This is a genomic window from Streptomyces sp. NPDC048297, assembly GCF_043201585.1.
Classification (GTDB): Bacteria; Actinomycetota; Actinomycetes; order Streptomycetales; family Streptomycetaceae; genus Streptomyces.
Genome location: NZ_JBICZA010000013.1, coordinates 1 through 18,041, shown reverse-complemented (window position 1 = coordinate 18,041; position 18,041 = coordinate 1). Strand labels below are relative to the sequence as shown.

16 protein-coding genes, 1 tRNA gene and 1 riboswitch are annotated in these 18,041 nt (G+C 68.1%); of the genes, 10 read left to right on the top strand and 7 right to left on the bottom strand.

The window, feature by feature from the left end; all coding sequences use genetic code 11:
• The first annotated feature begins 145 nt into the window (after nt 1-145).
• Together ACGFYV_RS16410 and ACGFYV_RS16405 are read left to right on the top strand one after the other, a co-directional pair.
• Nucleotides 146-3,310, top strand: a complete 3,165-nt coding sequence (locus ACGFYV_RS16410; protein ID WP_393879054.1) for a DUF3427 domain-containing protein — start codon at nt 146-148, stop codon at nt 3,308-3,310.
• Between the two features lie 307 nt (nt 3,311-3,617).
• On the top strand, nt 3,618-3,920 hold the full coding sequence (locus ACGFYV_RS16405; RefSeq protein ID WP_393879053.1) for a hypothetical protein: 303 nt from the start codon (nt 3,618-3,620) through the stop codon (nt 3,918-3,920).
• A 146-nt stretch (nt 3,921-4,066) separates the two neighbouring features.
• Here the strand turns inward: ACGFYV_RS16405 and ACGFYV_RS16400 are convergent, their stop codons facing one another.
• Nucleotides 4,067-5,329, bottom strand: coding sequence for a DUF445 domain-containing protein (locus ACGFYV_RS16400; protein WP_393879052.1), 1,263 nt, complete (start codon nt 5,327-5,329; stop codon nt 4,067-4,069).
• Between the two features lie 538 nt (nt 5,330-5,867).
• Here ACGFYV_RS16400 and rdgB point away from each other — a divergent pair.
• Nucleotides 5,868-6,470, top strand: coding sequence for an RdgB/HAM1 family non-canonical purine NTP pyrophosphatase (rdgB, locus tag ACGFYV_RS16395; protein ID WP_393879051.1), 603 nt, complete (start codon nt 5,868-5,870; stop codon nt 6,468-6,470).
• A 41-nt stretch (nt 6,471-6,511) separates the two neighbouring features.
• On the opposite strand, the gene ACGFYV_RS16390 is transcribed toward rdgB, so the two are convergent.
• From ACGFYV_RS16390 to bcp, 4 genes are all read right to left on the bottom strand, one after another.
• Nucleotides 6,512-6,594 (bottom strand) — tRNA-Leu (locus ACGFYV_RS16390).
• A gap of 22 nt (nt 6,595-6,616) precedes the next feature.
• Nucleotides 6,617-7,270, bottom strand: coding sequence for an HNH endonuclease (locus ACGFYV_RS16385; RefSeq protein ID WP_393879050.1), 654 nt, complete (start codon nt 7,268-7,270; stop codon nt 6,617-6,619).
• Nucleotides 7,267-7,917, bottom strand: a complete 651-nt coding sequence (locus ACGFYV_RS16380; protein ID WP_393879049.1) for an HNH endonuclease — start codon at nt 7,915-7,917, stop codon at nt 7,267-7,269. The genes ACGFYV_RS16385 and ACGFYV_RS16380 overlap by 4 nt, the downstream gene beginning before the upstream one ends.
• Before the next feature lie 143 nt (nt 7,918-8,060).
• Entirely contained in the window at nt 8,061-8,528 is a 468-nt protein-coding gene (gene bcp / locus ACGFYV_RS16375; RefSeq protein ID WP_393879048.1) for a thioredoxin-dependent thiol peroxidase, read from the bottom strand.
• A 93-nt stretch (nt 8,529-8,621) separates the two neighbouring features.
• On the opposite strand from bcp, the gene ACGFYV_RS16370 reads away from it, so the two are divergent.
• The 3 genes from ACGFYV_RS16370 to ACGFYV_RS16360 all read left to right on the top strand — a co-directional run bounded on the left by ACGFYV_RS16370 (nt 8,622) and on the right by ACGFYV_RS16360 (nt 9,884).
• Complete coding sequence (locus ACGFYV_RS16370) at nt 8,622-8,951, top strand: DUF3618 domain-containing protein (protein WP_393879047.1); 330 nt, start codon at nt 8,622-8,624, stop codon at nt 8,949-8,951.
• Between the two features lie 100 nt (nt 8,952-9,051).
• Nucleotides 9,052-9,354, top strand: coding sequence for a GroES family chaperonin (locus tag ACGFYV_RS16365; protein WP_393879221.1), 303 nt, complete (start codon nt 9,052-9,054; stop codon nt 9,352-9,354).
• Nucleotides 9,355-9,456: 102 nt separating this feature from the next.
• Nucleotides 9,457-9,527: riboswitch (guanidine-III (ykkC-III) riboswitch) on the top strand.
• 36 nt (nt 9,528-9,563) lie between these two features.
• The gene (locus ACGFYV_RS16360) at nt 9,564-9,884 is read left to right on the top strand and encodes a DMT family transporter (protein WP_393879046.1); all 321 of its coding nucleotides are present in this window, start codon (nt 9,564-9,566) and stop codon (nt 9,882-9,884) included.
• Here the strand turns inward: ACGFYV_RS16360 and ACGFYV_RS16355 are convergent.
• Nucleotides 9,878-12,619, bottom strand: a complete 2,742-nt coding sequence (locus ACGFYV_RS16355) for a transglycosylase domain-containing protein (protein WP_393879220.1) — start codon at nt 12,617-12,619, stop codon at nt 9,878-9,880. The two genes, ACGFYV_RS16360 and ACGFYV_RS16355, sit on opposite strands and share 7 nt — an antisense overlap.
• A gap of 811 nt (nt 12,620-13,430) precedes the next feature.
• Here ACGFYV_RS16355 and ACGFYV_RS16350 point away from each other — a divergent pair.
• The 4 genes from ACGFYV_RS16350 (at nt 13,431) to ACGFYV_RS16335 (ending at nt 16,996) form a co-directional block, all read left to right on the top strand.
• Nucleotides 13,431-14,231, top strand: coding sequence for an ABC transporter permease (locus ACGFYV_RS16350; RefSeq protein ID WP_393879045.1), 801 nt, complete (start codon nt 13,431-13,433; stop codon nt 14,229-14,231).
• On the top strand, nt 14,224-15,129 hold the full coding sequence (locus tag ACGFYV_RS16345) for an ABC transporter permease (protein ID WP_393879044.1): 906 nt from the start codon (nt 14,224-14,226) through the stop codon (nt 15,127-15,129). Before ACGFYV_RS16350 ends, ACGFYV_RS16345 begins: the two co-directional genes overlap by 8 nt.
• A gap of 97 nt (nt 15,130-15,226) precedes the next feature.
• Nucleotides 15,227-16,177: an ATP-binding cassette domain-containing protein gene (locus tag ACGFYV_RS16340; RefSeq protein WP_393879219.1), complete on the top strand. Its 951-nt coding sequence runs from the start codon at nt 15,227-15,229 to the stop codon at nt 16,175-16,177.
• A gap of 9 nt (nt 16,178-16,186) precedes the next feature.
• Nucleotides 16,187-16,996, top strand: a complete 810-nt coding sequence (locus ACGFYV_RS16335; RefSeq protein ID WP_393879043.1) for a DUF1707 domain-containing protein — start codon at nt 16,187-16,189, stop codon at nt 16,994-16,996.
• Nucleotides 16,997-17,507: 511 nt separating this feature from the next.
• Here ACGFYV_RS16335 and ACGFYV_RS16330 read toward each other — a convergent pair.
• On the bottom strand, nt 17,508-17,915 hold the full coding sequence (locus ACGFYV_RS16330) for a hypothetical protein (protein WP_393879042.1): 408 nt from the start codon (nt 17,913-17,915) through the stop codon (nt 17,508-17,510).
• Nucleotides 17,916-18,041: the final 126 nt, after the last annotated feature.

The following is an 18,041-nucleotide window of genomic DNA, read 5'->3' as shown; positions in this document are numbered from 1 at the left end:
CTAACCGACATCGGTCAATTAATCTTCTCAATAGATCACCAACCGATGAGGCCGTGACCGTATCTGACCGACCTCAGGCGCTGTCAGTACCCCCTGATAGAACATCTACATCGTCCATCGACACGTTCAACGGGGGTACAAGCCGATGTCTCAGCGCCGCTACGACGCGCCCACCCCCTCCGACGGACTGTACGAACAGCTCATCACGTTGCGTTTCGAGCAACAGCTGAGGGAACTCGCCAACCTGGGCTGGCACCCCGTGAGCGACGCCGTCGGACCGGAGTCGGTGCCGCACGTTCTGGCTCGGCATGTTGCGGGCACCGTTCGGCGCGTCCTGCACAATCTCCCCGTCGAGGAGCAGGTCTACGCCGCTAACCACATCCTCGAATCCATCAGCACCCTTGACGGCGCACAGGAGTGGGTAGATCTCGTCGCTCCAGGCCCCCGACAACTGCTCGCGCTCACGCGGCAAGAGGCCCCCGGCGTCTTTGCCATACGGCCCGGCATCCCACTCTCCGACGCAGCGCTCATCACCAATGCGCCCGAAGACCCAAGCCTCGGCTTCGAACTGCGCGCCGAACTCGCCACAGCCGACCGTGTCGACCTGCTCTGTGCCTTCGTGAAGTGGCACGGGCTGCGCATCATCGAGCAGTCCATGAAGGCAGCCCATGAGCGAGGCGTGCCGATACGAGTCATTACGACGACCTACATCGGAGCAACCGAACGGCGCGCGCTGGACCAGCTAGTGCAAGAGTTCAACGCCCAAGTCAAGGTCAACTACGAAACCCGGTCGACGCGACTACACGCCAAGGCTTGGCTGTTTCGCCGCATGAGCGGATACGACACCGCCTACGTCGGCAGCTCCAACCTGTCCAAGGCCGCGCTTCTCGACGGCTTGGAGTGGAACGTACGACTGTCCTCCATCGCCACACCGGACGTGCTGCGCAAGTTCGAGGCAACCTTCGAGGCCTACTGGAGTGATCCAGCCTTCGAGACGTACGACCCGGACACCGACGGTAACCGCCTCCACGAGGCGCTAGCGATCGCCGGCGGTACGTCGTCGACTACCGCCGCTGAACGCGCGATCACACTCTCCGGGCTGGAAGTACGGCCATATCCGCACCAGCGCGACATGTTGGAGCGGCTGGAGGTCGAGCGAGAGGTGCACGACAGACACCAGAACCTCCTCGTCGCCGCTACTGGCACCGGCAAGACGGTCATGGCTGCACTCGACTACAAGCAGCTACGCAAGAAGCACGGCCGCGACCTGCGCCTGCTGTTCGTCGCCCACCGCAAAGAGATCCTGCAGCAGTCCCTGCGGACCTACCAAGACGTCTTGGTGGACGCGAACTTCGGCGAGTCCCTCCACAGTGGTGAGATCCCGAACCGCTGGACGCATGTATTCGCCAGCGTGCAGTCGTTGAGTGCGCGCGCCCTCGACCAGCTCGCCCCTGATCACTTCGATGTGATCGTGATCGACGAGTTCCACCACGGCACGTCACTGACATACCGGAAGATCCTCGATCACTTCAAGCCGATGGAGCTTCTAGGACTCACTGCGACACCTGAGCGCATGGACGGAAAGAACATCCAAGACGAGTTCTTCCATGGCCGGATCGCCGCTGAGATGCGGCTATGGGAGGCCTTGGAGAATGACCTCCTCAGCCCCTTCCACTACTTCGGCATCAGTGACAACACCGATCTCATCACGGTGGAATGGAAGCGCGGCGCCTATGACCCCACCGCCTTGAGCAACAAGCTGTCGAGTGACACAAGGCGTGCAGCACTGGTCGTGAAGGCTGTCCGGGAGAAGATCGCCGACCCGGCTGCTATGCGAGCGCTGGGATTCTGCGTTTCGGTAGCGCACGCTCACTTCATGGCGGAGTCCTTCCGCCTGGCCGGCCTCGATGCCATCGCCCTGTCCGGCGAGACCCCCGCAGAGCAACGCCAGCAGGCACTGGACGACCTCAAACACGGAATCCTGCAAGTGATCTTCTCGGTCGACCTCTTCAATGAGGGGCTAGACATCCCCGACGTAGACACGCTGCTCCTGCTCCGCCCGACCTCCAGCGCCACCGTGTTCCTACAACAACTCGGCCGAGGGCTCCGCCGCTCGGAGGACAAGGCCGTACTCACCGTGCTCGATTTCATCGGACAGCACCGCAAGGAATTCCGCTTCGAGAACCAGTTCCGCGCGCTCACCAACCTGACCCGAAAACGCCTAGTGGACAACATCGAGCGCGACTTCCCTCAACTGCCATCCGGCTGCCAGATCCTCCTTGAGGAGAAGGCGAAGAGAACCATCATCGCCAACATCAAGGAGCAGATCGGCGTCAACGTCACAGCTCTAGCCCGCGAGGTCGCCGACTACGCCGAACCAACGCTCAGAGGCTACCTGCATGAAAGCAGCCGCGAACTCAAAGAGCTCTACCGCGGCAACGGCAACTCATGGACCGGTCTCCTCCGCCGCTCTGGACTCCTGAAAGGCGACGCACCCGACGGTGAAGCCGCACTCCTCAAGCGCATCTCATCCTTCCTCCACGTAGACGACCCTTTGCGCGTCGCCGCCTACACCCAGATGCTGGAAGATGACGCTCCCACCTACAGCGAGCTCGACGAGCAGCAGCAGGCGTACGCCCGGATGCTCTTCTTCCAACTCTGGCCGCTCGGCGGCGTCACGCGAAAAGGCTTCGCACACTACGACGCCGGGTTCGATCTGCTACGCGAACAACAAGCAGTACGGAGCGAGCTGCGCCAAGTACTCGAGTACAACCTCGCCCACACCGAACACGTACCGATCCCGCTCCTAGGACTCGGCAACCACGCCGGCATCCCCCTGACAGTGCACGCCTCCTACACCCGCGAGGAAATCCTGCCCGCGCTCGACCAAGCCACCGTCGGCGGCTTCGTGCCAGCGGACTTCCGCGAGGGAGTGAAGTGGTGCGAATCAATCAAGACCGATGCCCTGCTGATCACCCTGGACAAAGACGAGAAGGACTTCTCCCCTCAGACCCGCTACCACGACTACGCACTGAACGAGACCCTCTTCCACTGGGAGTCCCAGAACCAAACATCAGAGACATCCCCCACCGGGCTGCGCTATCAACACCACGCCTCGGAAGGTAGCCATGTACTCCTCTTCGTCCGCCGCTACAAGAGCACAGACATCGGCGGCGCACAGCCGTGGATACTCCTGGGCCCGGCGGAGTACGTAGAACACACCGGGAGCAAGCCGATGGCCATCACCTGGAAGCTGAAGCACGAGATTCCGGCGGACGTCTGGACATACTCCGCCGTCGCAGCTGGATAACGGGCCACTGCGATTCACCGCGGCAGCACAGGATGGCAAAGCGGTCCTGAACGGGTTCCCCTTCTACACCTCCCGTTCCCAGACCGCGCCCCGCACCTCCCCCAACTCCCCCGCCACCCCCGGCGCCGCCAGCATCAGCGAGGAGGGGGACGAGAACAGGGACAGAACTTGACAAGCCTCGGCTCACGTACGAGAGCGCCGTCGAGCCACCCGTTAGCCTCGGCACGGACAGAAGGACAGACAAGGGCAGACACAAACAAGACGTCAGCAAGACACCCGCAAGACACAGGCATACGAGGAGACACTCATGGCCAGGATTCCCAGCGCGGTCGTCGCCGCCACCGGGCTCGTCGGCGGGTACGGCGTCGCCCGCTGGACCAAGAAGCGGCAGCTCGGCGGGGTCGTCCTGGCCGTCGCCGGTGCCGCCGCCGCACAGCAGTGGCACAAGAAGGCGGGCGCGAAAGCCGCCGGCGCGCTGAGCGCCACCTACATCGCCGCGTTCGCCGGGTCCCACCCGCTCGCCAAGAAGGTCGGCGCCTGGCCGTCCGTGCTCGGCGTCGCCGGCGCCGTCGCCCTCGCCTCCTGGGCCGTCGCCGACCGCCAGGGCTGAGCACCCCCGCCGCGCCCCTCAGCAAGCAGGGCCGGGATCACCCACAGCAGCCCCGGCCCGCTCGCACCGGCACCCACCGCACGCCGCACACGCCGCCAGAGTCCGCGACAGCACACTCACGCCCCACAGCCCGCGACACCCCTGCCTCACGCCCCCACCGCCCGCGACACCGTAAAAATCAGCAACCCCACCAGCGACCCCACCACCGTGCCGTTGATCCGGATGAACTGCAGGTCACGGCCGACGTGAGCCTCGATCTTGCGGGTGGTGTGCTCGGCGTCCCAGCTCGCCACCGTGTCAGTGATCAACGAAGTGATCTCCTTGCGGTAAGTGGTCACGACGTGCACCGCCGCACCCTCGACCCAGCTGTCCACCTTCTCCTGCACCTTCGGCTCCGTCGCCATCCGCGCGCCCAGCGAGAGAAGAGCCGCGCGCAGACGCAACCGCAGCGCGCTCTGCTCGTCCTGCGCCGCCGCCAGCACCATGGACCGCACGGCACTCCACGCCGACGCGATCAGATCCTGCACCTCACCACGCCCCAGCACCTCACGCTTGAGACGCTCCACACGCGCACGCGTATCCGTATCGGACTGCAGATCGGACGCGAAATCGGTGAGAAAGCGGTCAAGGGCGCCACGGGCCGGATGGGACGGCATGTCCTGCATCTCCGTGACGAAGCGGAGCAGCTCCTTGTAGACACGCTCACCGACCTTGCGATCCACAAAACGCGGGGTCCAACCCGGCGCGCCACCCTCCACCGCGCTCATGACCTCACCCTGATGCAACACCAACCAGTCATGCGCACGAGCCACCACCAGATCGACAGCCCGCCGATGACCCCCGTCCGCGACAATCTTCTCCAGCATCTTGCCGATACCCGGCGCGATCTCCTGCACATCAGCCCGCCGAGTGATCGCCTCACCCACCACCGCCTGCACATCGGAGTCACGCAGAACCGTCAGCGCGCCCCTGAGCGCCGTGGCCAGCTCGGCCGTCACCCGGTCAGCATGCTCAGGCTCCGCCAGCCACGCACCCAACCGACTACCGATACCCACCGCACGCAACCGCTGCCGCACGACATCCTGCGAAAGAAAATTCTCACCGACGAACTCACCGAGCGAGACACCCAGTTGATCCTTCTTCGTAGGAATGATCGCCGTGTGCGGGATCGGCAGACCCAGCGGATGCCGGAAGAGCGCGGTCACCGCGAACCAGTCCGCCATCGCACCCACCATGCCGGCCTCCGCAGCCGCCGCCACATAGCTCGCCCAGTCACCCGCCCCCTCGTTCGCGGCCCACTTCGCCAGGACATACACGACCGCCACGAACAGCAGCAGCCCCGTCGCCGTCAGCTTCATACGCCGCACCCCCCGCCTGCGCTCCTCATCGGCAGGAGTGAACGCGGTCATGGTCCGGTACGTCGCCGCCGCCGGGGAGCCGGCTGGATTCCCCGATGCTCGCGCCTCACCCTCCGCGCGCTCCATCTCGCTTCCCGTGCGTTTCATCTCGCTCCGCCCGATCGGTGATCCCGCACAGACATTGTCCCTTCCTGCATGACTCCCGGAACGGAACCGAAGTTCCCCACGTCTGTCCGGAGGGGAGTGAGCAGGCCTCTGACCGGCAGGTTTCGGCTGGGACGCCGGTCAGACCCCCCGAGCACATGACACGACGCACTCACCCGCACCAACGTCAAAGTCATCGACCTCGGCATCAACGACATCCTCTACGCCCCCGCACACCCCGACCCCGACCGCACCACCGAAGGCCTGCGCACCCTCGTCCGCCAAGCCCACGCACACGGCTTCCGTGAAATGGGCGAATTCCTCGACCTCAGCGCACCGAAAGGCGCCGGACAGGCGGAACTGTAGAGACGGCGCCAGCACCGGAAAGCGCCCCCGGCACAGGGGGCGCGCGGGACGCACCCCACCACCCCGGGATACTGGCCCCATGACCCGCCTGATCCTCGCCACCCGCAACACCGGAAAGATCACCGAACTGAGGGCCATCCTCGCCGAAGCAGGACTCCCCCACGAACTGATCGGCGCCGACGCCTACCCCGACATCCCCGACGTCAAGGAAACCGGCGTCACCTTCGCCGAGAACGCCCTCCTCAAGGCCCACGCCCTCGCCCAGGCCACCGGCCTCCCCGCCGTCGCCGACGACTCCGGCCTCTGCATCGACGTCCTCGGCGGCGCACCCGGCATCTTCTCCGCCCGCTGGGCCGGCCGCCACGGCGACGACAAGGCCAACCTCGACCTGCTGCTCGCCCAGCTCTCCGACATCGACGAAACCCACCGAGCGGCCCACTTCGCCTGCGCCGCCGCCCTCGCCCTCCCGGACGGGCGCGAGCGAGTGGTCGAGGGACAGCTGCGCGGCACCCTGCGGCACGCCCCCTCCGGCACGAACGGCTTCGGCTACGACCCGATCCTCCAGCCCGACGGCGAGACGCGCACCTGCGCGGAGCTGGCCCCGGCCGAGAAGAACGCGATCAGCCACCGGGGCAAGGCGTTCCGGGCGCTGGTGCCGGTGGTTCGGGAGCTGCTGGGCTGAGCACAGGAGAGGGGTCGTCCGCAGGACGACCCCTCAACGTGTGCGGCCGATGGGAGTCGAACCCACATGGGCAAATGCCCCGAGGCATCTAAAACCTCTGCTTATACCGTTCAGCAACGGCCGCGCGCTCGCCCATGCTACCGGGATTACTCCCGTCGTCGGCCTCCACCACGGCACCACGTACTGGTGATCGCATGGCAGTTCGGGCACAGCAACCGCAGGTTCTCGCGACGGTCGTCGCGCCAGTCCCCGTTGATGTGATCGACCTCAAGAGTCATGGGCTTGCCGAGCCACTCCGGGCCGACACCACACCGTGCGCACTCCTCAGGAACGCCGACTTCGCGCAGCGCTCGGCGAAGCAACACAGTCCGTGTCCGGTTCTGTCCGTCGCGCCGAACCAGGATCTCCTCGGGTTTCTTGCGCAGCGCAGGGCGAGACTTTCCTCGCTGATGAGCCTCCCCCAGGAAATGCTCGGTAGTGAGGCGCTCTTCGGCGACCCATTGGCGCAGCAGCGCGCGCTGCCTGCCGTTGTCCGGACGTTCCAAGCGGCGTAGTACCTCTGCGATAGAGGTCGACTCGGCTACCGCCGCACGTAGTACGGCGGATGCAGGTCGGGCTCGCCTGCCCCAAGGGCTGAAATGGGAGATGTCGATGCCGAAGTGCGCGAAGCGTCTGGTGAGGTAGCCACGGAGTGTGGCGTACGGACGAGTGCCGAACAGTGCGATGACCTCGTCGATATCGGAACACTGGGCGGCGGCTTCGATCAGTCGCTCGCGCGTGTACTGGACGCCGCTGCTCATGACGTCTCCCCCTTGGGGCGCCTATTGGCGCGTCCCCGGTAACTGTCTGTCGTCGAGTGGCAGTTGGGGCACAGGAACCGGAGGTTCTCGATGCGATTGTCCCTCCAGTCGCCGCTGATGTGGTCGACCTCCAGCGGCAGCGGACAGCCTTGCCAAACCGCCTCGATTCCACAGAGGGCGCACCTCTCCTGTACGCCCAGGGCCGTCATCGCCCACTTGAGACGGTCGCTGTGGATGCGCCGGGCATGCGCGGACGACTGCTCGATGAGCAAGCTCTCGGGCCTGCGGGGGTGCTGCACCCCACCGCGCCGGGGCTGCACCTGGAAGTGGGACGTATCAATGCCGTACGCCTTGATCCGCCGGCTGATGTGCGTGTGATGCCCGCCGACGACCTCCAGCCCGAGAAAGCGCAGCACCTCGCACATGTTCGTCGACGCGGAGACCGCCTTCTGGAGGACGTCCCGGGTCCACTTGACCTCGCGCTCGAAGTGCGACGTGTCCACCCCCAGTCTCCGCATCCGCTCCGCCACATACCGCCGCGTCGCACTCCCCGGATCCACCCCCAGCCTCTCCAGCGCCTCCGACAACGTCCGTGCTCCCCGAGCCGCCTCTTCCAGCCGTTCCTTGGTGTACGCGCTGGCTCCCATCGAGCCCCCTCCGTTTCCGGCAGCGTGTTCGCCGCCTCGTACGAAGTAACGAACCGGTTATCGGACAGTCACGCCTGATATACGGAACGGCCCGTACCGGGGTGATTCGGTACGGGCCGTTCCGGTGGTGGAGGGGTGGGGGGTCAGATGCCCAGGTCCTTGATGATCTTGGCTACGTGACCGGTGGCGCGGACGTTGTAGAGGGCGTGTTCGACCTTGCCCTGTTCGTCGACGACGATCGTGGAGCGGATGACGCCCATGTAGGTCTTGCCGTAGTTCTTCTTCTCGCCGAAGGCGCCGTACGCGTCGAGGACCTTCTTGTCGGGGTCGGCGAGGAGGGTGACCTTGAGGGACTCCTTCTCGCGGAACTTGGCCAGCTTCTCCGGCTGGTCGGGGGAGATGCCGATGACGTCGTAGCCGGCGCCGGCCAGGAGTTCCAGGTTGTCGGTGAAGTCGCAGGCCTGCTTGGTGCAGCCGGGGGTCAGGGCGGCCGGGTAGAAGTAGACGATGACCTTGCGGCCCTTGTGGTCCGCCAGGGACACCTCGTTGCCGTCGGCGTCGGGGAGGGTGAAGGTGGGGGCCACGTCCCCCGGCTGGAGTCGCTCGCTCATCGGGCCAGCGTAACCGGGGGGCCTTGCGGTGCGGGGCGAGGAGAAGCTGACAGACTGTCCAGAACAGCATCAGGAGACTTCGGAGGCCGTACGGTGGCGGACACGTCGGACACCAGAACCCCGGCGCAGATCGAGGCGGACATCAAGCGCCGCCGTGACGTGCTGGCCGAGACGCTCGACGAGATCGGGGTGCGGGTGCATCCGCGGACGATCGCCGGGGACGTCAAGGCGAAGGTCGTCGCCAACGTCGACCACACGGTCGGCCGGGCGTATGTGCAGGTCAACCGGATGGTGAGCGAGGTCCGGGCGCAGTTCGTGGATGACGAGGGCGAGCTGCGGGCGGAGCGGGTCGTGCCGGTGGCGCTGCTTGCCGTGGGTGTGGTGGGGCTGCTCACCGTGCGTTCGCGGCGGCGCAAGGGCTGACCCGGGCGGACATGGGCGTGGCGAGGACAGGTAGGTTCGAGGCGTGAGCGCCAGGAGAGACGTGCGGAACAGCACCCATCACGACAAGCTGCCGATCCGGATGTTGCACGACCGGGTTCTGGTGCGGCAGGAGGCCGGTGAGGGTGAGCGTCGGTCGGGGGGCGGCATCCTGATTCCCGCGACCGCCGCGGTGGGGCGGCGGCTGGCCTGGGCCGAGGTGGTCGCGGTCGGGCAGAACGTGCGGACCGTGGAGCCCGGTGACCGGGTGCTGTTCGATCCGGAGGACCGGGCGGAGGTCGAGGTGCGGGGCGTGGCGTATGTGCTGATGCGTGAGCGTGATCTGCATGCGGTGGCCGCGGACCGGTTCGAGGGGTCGGAGGATTCCACGGGGTTGTATCTCTGAGGGCTGGGCCGTCTCTGAGAGTCTGAGGGCTGGGCCGCAGACGGCTTGGCTTGGGATCGATGCTGTGGAGGGGCTGGTGACTGTTGTCACCAGCCCCTTTGTCGTTTCTTTGCTATGTTCGAAGGAGCCCGACGAGACGCGCCGTACCGGGACGCAGGCAAAGACGACGCACCCGATGGAAGTGGTCGTTCGTCTCGGAGGTGCCTGTCATGGCCTGGGTTCTGCTTGTCGTCGCCGGTCTGCTTGAGGTGGGCTGGTCGATCGGGATGAAGTACACCGACGGGTTCACCCGGCTCGTGCCCAGTGTGCTGACGGGTGCCGGGATCGTCGCGAGCATGGTGCTGCTGTCGTACGCCGCCAGGTCGCTCCCCATCGGTACGGCCTATGGCGTGTGGGTGGGGATCGGTGCGGCGGGGGCGGCGGTGCTCGGCATGGTGGTGCTGGGTGAGCCGGTCACCGCCGCCCGGGTGTTCTTCGTGTGTCTGCTGCTGGTCGCCGTGGTGGGGCTGAAGGCGACCGGTGGTCACTGACGTCGGGGGCTGAGCTGCTGGCCTCCTGTGGTGGTGCCGGTGGTGCCGCCGGTGTCGGTGGTTCCGCCCGCGGGAGTGCCGCCGTCGGCGGCGCCGCCCGGGGTGCCGCCGTCGGTCGTGCCGCCGGTGGTGGTGCCGCCGGCGGGGTCGCCTCCGGTGACGGCTCCGCCGTCGGTGGTGGTGGCGCCGGTGGTGCCGCCGTCGGTCGTGCCGCCCTGGGTGGCGCCGTTGTCCTGGCCGCCGTCGGTGGGCGTGGAGCCGCCGGTGGTGGTGCCGGTGGTGGTGCCGCCGTTGTCCTGGCCGCCGTCGGTGGCGGGTGTGCTCGGGGCGAGGGTGCCCGGTGCCTGGGTCTCGGCGCCTTGCTGGAGTTCGAGGTCGAAGGCGGTGACCGGCTTGCCGCGCAGCGCGTCCTGTGTGTACTGCGCCCAGATCTGGGTGGGTGCGCCGCCGCCGTTGATGCGGGCCAGGCCGGTCACGCCGTACAGCGACTTGTGGCCGGCGGTCACCGGGTCCTGGCCCATCACGGAGACGACGGTGGCGAGTTCGGGGGTGTAGCCCGCGAACCAGGCGGCGGTGTCCTCCTCGGCGGTGCCGGTCTTGCCGGCGGCGGGGCGGCCTGCGGCCTGTGCGGCGGTCGCGGTGCCGTTGTCGACGACGCTGCGCAGGATGGAGGTCGTGGTGTCGGCGGCCTCGCGGCTGACGGCCTGTTCGGTCTGCCGTTCGGGCAGCTGTACTTCCTCGGTGCCTTCCTTGCTGATCTTCTCGATCATGGTGTACGTGCCGTGCCTGCCGTGGTTGGCGAGGGTGGCGTACGCCTCGGCCATGTCGAGGACGCTGGCGGTGGCGGTGCCGAGGGCGATGGACGGGTAGGGCTGGAGGTCCTTGGTGTCCTTGGGGATGCCGAGGTCGACGGCGGTCTGCTTGACCTTGTCGGGGCCGACATCGACGGCCATCTGCGCGTACACCGCGTTGACGGACAGGTCGGTGGCCTTGCGGACGGTGATGTCGCCGTAGGACTTGGAGTCCTCGTTCTCGGGGGCGTACGGGCCGCCGCTCCAGCCTTGTACGGGGCGCTTGTTGGTGCCGTCGTAGTAGGTGTTGGGCGAGATGGCCTGGCCGTCCTGCGTGGTGGAGCTGTTCTCGACCGCGGAGGTGAACACGAAGGGCTTGAAGGTGGAGCCGACCTGGAAGTCACCGCGGGTGGCGCCGTTGGTGTACTGCTTCACGTAGTCGATGCCGCCGTACATGGCGACGATCTTGCCGGTCCTGGGGTCGACGGAGGCGCCGCCGGCGCGGACGTAGCTGTCGACCTTGCGGGTCTTCGGGTCCAGCTTGGACATGAGCTGGTCGTCGACGGCCTTGACGAAGGCGTCCTGGCGGCTCTTCTGGATGGTGGTGGTGATGCGGTAACCGCCGCCCTCCAGTTCCTCCTTGGTGAGGATGTCGTTCTCGGTGAGGTAGTCCTTGACGGCCTCGACCAGGTAGCCGCGCTGGCCGGACAGGCCGGTGGAGAGGGTCTGCTGCTTGGGCATCGGGAACGTCATGCCGGCGCGCTCGGACGGGCTGAGCCAGCCCTTCTTGATCATGCCGTCCAGGACGTAGTTCCAGCGGGCGACGGCGGCGGGCTTGTTCTCGGGGTGGGCGACGACGTCGTACTCGCTGGGCGCGTTGACGAGCGCGGCGAGGTAGGCGGCGCGGGCCGGGTCGAGGTCGACGGCGTCCTTGCCGTAGTAGGCCTGGGCGGCGGCCTGGATGCCGTAGGCGTTGCGGCCGAAGTAGCTGGTGTTGAGGTAGCCCTCGAGGATCTCGTCCTTGGACTTGTTGCGGTCCAGCTTGATCGAGATGAAGAATTCCTTGGCCTTGCGGGTGACGGTCTGCTCCTGGCCCAGGTAGTAGTTCTTCACGTACTGCTGGGTGATGGTGGAGCCGGACTGTGTGCCCTTGCCGGTGGCCGTGTTCCAGGCGGCGCGGAGCATCGCCTGGGGGTCGATGGCGGGCTCGGTGTAGAAGTCGCGGTCCTCGGCGGCCAGTACGGCGTGCTGGGCGTCCTCGGAGACCTGGGCGAGGGGGACGCTCTCGCGGTTGATCTTTCCGTCGCGGGCGAGCTGGGAGCCGTCGGCGTAGAGGTAGACGTTGCCCTGCTTGGTGGCCATGGCGTTGGCGGCCGGGATCTTCACGAGGGAGTACCCGAGGAAGAAGAGGCCGATGAGGAGCAGGAGGCCGAGGGTGAAGGTGGCGAGCACCATGCGCCAGGTGGGGATGATCCGCCGCCAGCCGGTGCGCTTGGGACGCTTGGGGCGCTTGGGCTGGTTGCCGTTGCCCCCGCTTCCGCCGCCGTCTCCGCCGCCGTTGCCGTTGCTGTTGCCGCCGCCGCTGCCGCTGCCCGTGGGGGTGGCGGTGGGGCCTGTGGGGGCGCCGGTGGCGTGGGACGAGAAGGCGTTGGGGGGTGTGGGCGTGTTGGGCGTGCCCGAGGTGTTGCGGGTGCCGGGTGCGTGGGGCGAGGGGATCTTGGGGGCGGCCGGGGCTGCGGGACCGGCGGGGGCCGCCGAGGCGGCGCCGGCGACTCCGGCGACCCCGGCGACACCGGCAGCCGCCGATTCCTTGGACGCCTGGGCCGCACCGCCTGCCAGACCGGCGCGGGCAGCCTTGGCCGCGGCACCGGCGGAGGCACCGGCGCTGGCACCGGCATCAGCACCGGTCGCCTGAGTCGGCTCTCCCTTGCGAGGGGCGCTCACCCGGCGGAGGACCTGGGTGCTCTCCGAGGACGGGGACGCACCGGAGGGCTGCTGCTTCTCCGTGCCGGCGGTTCCCGTACCAGTGCTTTCCGTACCAGTGCTCTCCGTACCGGCGCTTGCCGTGTCGGAGCGCCCGGCGCGGGCGGCCTGCGCGGCGCGGCGGGCCTGGTCGAGGCGGCCGGTGCGGTCCGGTGCCGGGACGGAGGGGCTCTGGCCGGTGCGGGACGCCCGCTCGGCCGAGGATGCCTCCGCCGGCTCCTTCGCCTGCGCGGACTCCCTCGGCTTCGCCGATTCCCTCGGCCGCTCGGACTCCCTCGGCTTCGCCGATTCCCTCGGCTGCTCAGATTCCTTCGGCTCCTCAGACCCCTTCGGCCCCTCGGATTCCTTCGACTGCTCGGACTCCCTCGGCTTCGTCGGCTCCCCGGCCTCGCGTTCCTTGCCGGACTCGTTCACTGCGACCGCGCGCTCGGCCGGCTCGGCCTTCTCCGGGGTCTGCTCGGTGACCGGCGTGTCGCGGGGGCTCGGCTCTGCGGGTCCCTCAGCCGGCAGCGGTCGTCTCGGCGCCCCGCCCTCGTTCGGCTGCTGCGGCTGCGGCTCGTCGCTCATGTCGTGCACGGACTCCTGTTTTCGCGTCGTACATTCCCGTACGCCTCGTACGCGTTCTGCGCCCCCGGTTTGAAGACTCTCGCACCTCGCGATCCGTTCCCGGATTCCGGCACGCGTCCGGCGCGGATAATGCGTGGCCGGGCGCCGGTCCTCCGGACTAAGCTCCTGCGCTTCGGTGTCGAGTGGTCCTGGGAGGTGGACTGACGTGGGCGCTGGACGGTTGTACGTGGCCGTCGCGGCGGGGGGATTCAGACGGTACGCGACGTATCGGGCCGCCACTGCGGCAGGGGTGTTCACCAACACGGTCTTCGGGCTGATTCTCGTCTTCACCTACCGCGCGTTGTGGGACGAGCGGCCTCACCTGGGCGGGTACGACGAGGCCCAGGCCGTCACCTATGTGTGGCTGGGGCAGGCGTTCTTGTCGACGCTCGCGCTCGGTGGCGGGGGTGTCGAGGACGAGTTGATGGAACGCATCCGTACGGGGGACGTGGCGATCGATCTGTACCGGCCCGCCGATCTGCAGTTGTGGTGGCTGGCGGCGGATCTGGGCCGGGCGTTCTTCCAGTTGCTGGGGCGGGGTGTGATCCCGTTCGTGTTCGGGGCGTTGTTCTTCCCGGCGTATCTGCCGGCGGACGTGGGCACCTGGGTGGCGTTCGCGGTGGCCGTGCTGCTGGCGATGCTGGTGGGGTTCGGGATCCGGTACCTGGTGGCGCTGAGCGCGTTCTGGCTGCTGGACGGCACGGGGATGGCGCAGATGGTGTGGCTGGCCGGGTACTTCTGCTCGGGGATGCTGCTGCCGCTGAACGTGTTCCCGGGTTCGCTCGGCGAGGTCGTACGGGCGCTGCCGTGGTCGTCTCTGCTCCAGGCGCCGGCGGATGTGCTGCTGGGGCACGCGGATCCGCTGGGGACGTATCTGTTCCAGGGGGCGTGGGCGGTGGCGCTGCTGGGGCTGGGGCGGCTGGTGCAGTCGTCGGCGACGCGGCGGGTGGTGGTCCAGGGTGGCTGACACTGGCGGTTCCGGCGGCGGGTTCGGCGGTTCCGGCGGCGGCTTCGGCGGTTCCCGCAGCGGCTTCGGCGGTTCCGGCGGCGCGGGGGCGCGGATCCTGGAGGGGGCGCGGGCGTACCTGCTGATCGCCGGGATGTGGACGCGGTCGACGATGGCCTATCGCGCGTCCTTCGTGATGACCACGCTCGGGAACTTCACGGCGACCTTCCTGGACTTCGTCACGATCATGCTGATGTTCTCCCGGGTGGACGCCCTGGGCGGCTACTCGCTGCCGGAGGTGGCGTTCCTGTACGGGCTGTCCGCGTCCTCGTTCGGGCTGGCCGATCTGGTGATCGGGTCGATGGACCGGCTGGGGCGGCGGGTGCGGGACGGCACGCTGGACACGCTGCTGGTGCGGCCGGCGCCGGTGCTGGCGCAGGTGGCGGCGGACCGGTTCGCGCTGCGGCGGCTGGGGCGGGTGACGCAGGGGGCGCTGGTGCTGGGCTGGTCGCTGACCCGGGTGGACATCGACTGGACGGCGGCGAAGGTGCTGCTGATGCCGGTGATGGTGCTGAGCGGGTTCGGGATCTTCTGCGCGGTGTTCGTGGCGGGGGCGGCGTTCCAGTTCGTGGCGCAGGACGCCTCGGAGGTGCAGAACGCGTTCACGTACGGCGGGACGACGCTGTTGCAGTATCCGCCGACGATCTTCGCGAAGGAGCTGGTGCGCGGGGTGACGTTCGTCCTGCCGCTGGCCTTCGTCAACTGGCTGCCCGCCACGTATGTGCTGGGGCGGCCGTATCCGCTGGGGCTGCCCGGGTGGGTGGCGTTCACGTCTCCGCTGGTGGCGGTGGCGTGCTGCGCGCTGGCGGGGCTGGCCTGGCGGGTGGGCCTTCGTTCGTATCGGAGCACAGGGAGTTAGCGCGGTGCCGGACAGCGACTTCAACGGCGGTGACGTCGATGGCAGTGACTTCAATGGCGGCGACTTCAGTGGTGGTGACTTCAACGGCAGTGACTTCATTCGTCTCGACGGGGTCGAGAAGGTCTTCGAGGTGCGCAGGAAGACCGGGTTCATGAAGCGGGAGCGGCGTGAGGTGCGGGCGGTGGACTCGCTCTCGTTCTCCGTGGCGCGTGGGGAGATGGTGGGCTACATCGGTCCGAACGGGGCCGGGAAGTCGACGACGATCAAGATGCTGACCGGCATTCTGACGCCGAGCGCGGGGCGGCTGCGGGTGGCGGGGATCGACCCGTCGCGGGAGCGGACGCGGCTGGCGCAGCGGATCGGCGTGGTGTTCGGTCAGCGTACGACGCTGTGGTGGGACCTGCCGCTGATCGACTCGTACCGGCTGGCGCACCGCATGTACCGGATCCCGCAGGCGCGTTACCGGGAGAACCTCGACCGTTGTGTCGAACTGCTGGAGCTGGGCGACCTGTTGGACGTGCCGGTGCGGCAGCTGTCGCTGGGGCAGCGGATGCGCGGGGACATCGCGGCGGCGCTGCTGCACGATCCTGAGGTGCTGTACCTGGATGAGCCGACGATCGGTCTGGACGTGGTGTCGAAGGCCAAGGTGCGGGGGTTTCTGAAGGAGTTGAACGCCGAGCGCGGGACGACGGTGCTGCTGACCACGCACGACCTCCAGGACATCGAGCAGTTGTGCTCGCGGGTGATGGTGATCGACCACGGGCGGCTGGTGTACGACGGCCCGCTGGCCGGGCTGCACGAGGCCGGCGAGGGCGAGCGGACGCTGGTGGTGGACCTGGAGCGGGAACTGCCGCCGATCGAGGTGGAGTTCGCGCGGGTGGTACGGGTGGAGGGGCCCCGGCAGTGGCTGGCGTTCCCGGCGGGGCAGTCGGCGGCGCCGCTCGTGGCTCGGATCGCGGCGGGGTATCCGCTGGTGGACCTGTCGGTGCGGGAGCCGGACATCGAGGCCGTCATCGCGAAGATGTACGCGGAGAAGGCGGTCTCGTAGGCTGCTGCCATGACCGACGACGCAGTCCCGGACGTTCCGGACGTCCCGGCCTCGGCCTCCGCCCCCGTCTCTGCCACCTCTCCCGCCTCTCCCACCTCTCCCTCAACTCCCCCCGTTCCCCTCCCTGATCTGCGCGCCTCCGACGCCGACCGTGAGCGGGTCACCGAGGTGCTGCGGGACGCCCTCGCCGAGGGGCGGCTGGACATGGAGGAGTTCGAGGAGCGGCTGGGGGCGGCGTACAAGGCGCGTACATACGCGGAGTTGGCGCCGCTCACGCGTGATCTGCCGGTGGCGGGGGTGGTGGCGCCGAGTCCGGTGTCGTTCGCCAAGGAGCCGTCGGAGAGCGGGAGTTGGGCGGGCCGGGTCGTGGGCGGGCAGGGTACGTCCACGAGTGCGTTCGCGGTGCTGTCGGGGTTCGAGCGCAAGGGGCGCTGGACGGTGCCGAAGCGGTTCAACTGCTTCGTGTTCTGCGGGGGCGGTGAGATCGATCTGCGGGAGGCGAACTTCGCGGACGGCGAGGTCGAGATCAACTGCGTGGCGGTCATGGGCGGGGTGCAGGTGATTGTGCCGCCGGGCGTCGAGGTCGTCGTGCGGGGCATCGGCATCATGGGCGGCTTCGAGCATCCCGACGAGTCCGGCGAGCCGGGCGCGCCGCGCGTGATCATCGGTGGTTTCGCCTTCTGGGGCGGCGTCGGCGTGGAGCGCAAGCTCACGCGTGAGGCGCGACGGCGGCTGAAGGAGCAGCGCAGGCAGGAGCAGTTGGAGCAGCGGGAGCAGCGACGGGATCAGCGGGAGCGGCGCGGGCTCGGCGGGAGCTGAGCCCGGTGCGGTTGCTGTGGACACTGCCTCACTTGGCGCTGCCGGGCCCCGGGACACCCTGCTCCGTCCCGTCCCGACCGGAGGCCGTCTCAGTGTTCTCTGCACGGGCACTTGCCGGTGCCTCGCACGCCGTGGTGGTTCTCGCCCTGTCCGGCTGTTCCTCCCTCTCGGGGTGCACCGACACGACGGCGGAGCGCGATGAGGCCGGGGTGAGGGTGCAGGTCGAGGACGCGTATGGGCAGCGTCACGGCGTCACCGCCGAGGTCGTCGACTGGAGCCTTGAACCCCATCCGCAGGAGCGTTCCAAAGGTGACCGGGTCCACTTCACCTACCGCTTCGACGGCGCCGGCGAGTATTCCGGACCTGCGATCAGGACATCAAGGACGGTGGCGGAATGCATCCTCCGAAGCCGGCCGGCATGGGGGACCGGCTGTAGGAAGGGGCGCACGACCACTCGGGGCCGCGACCACTCGGGGCCGCGACCACTCGGGGCCGCGACCACTCGGTCGTCCTACGGTGTGCACACCTTCGTCAGTTCGCCCGCCGCGTCGGTGACGGGGCTGACGTCGGGGGTGTTGTCGCCGTTCCTGATGGAGGTGCGGACGTTTTCCACGGCCTTGCTGAGGTCGTCGACGGCCTTGTTGACGTCGGCGTTGTCGGTCCTGTCGCCGATCTTCTTGAGGTCCCGCTGGATGGAGTCGAGGGAGTCGTCGGCCTGCCCGGGGTCGCTCGCGGCGTTCTCCACGGCTTGCTGGAGGTCGGTGACGCTGTCCGCTATCGAGTCGGCGGTCTGTACGCAGTCCAGGGCCTTGTTCACGGCGTCGCAGCCGGTGGTGAGGCCTGCGGTGAGCGCGACGGCGGCAACGGCGGCGGCGATGGCGGTGGTGCGACCTCGGCGTCGGCGTCCACTGGCGGCCATGGGTGGTCCCTAAGAATGTGAGGCGGTCCGGGAGGACCGGGTGTGGCTGATGGGTGGTTGCCCTAGATGGCTCGGAAGGAATGGCCGCCCGGTCCTCCGGGACGCTCCGACCACTGATTGAGAACT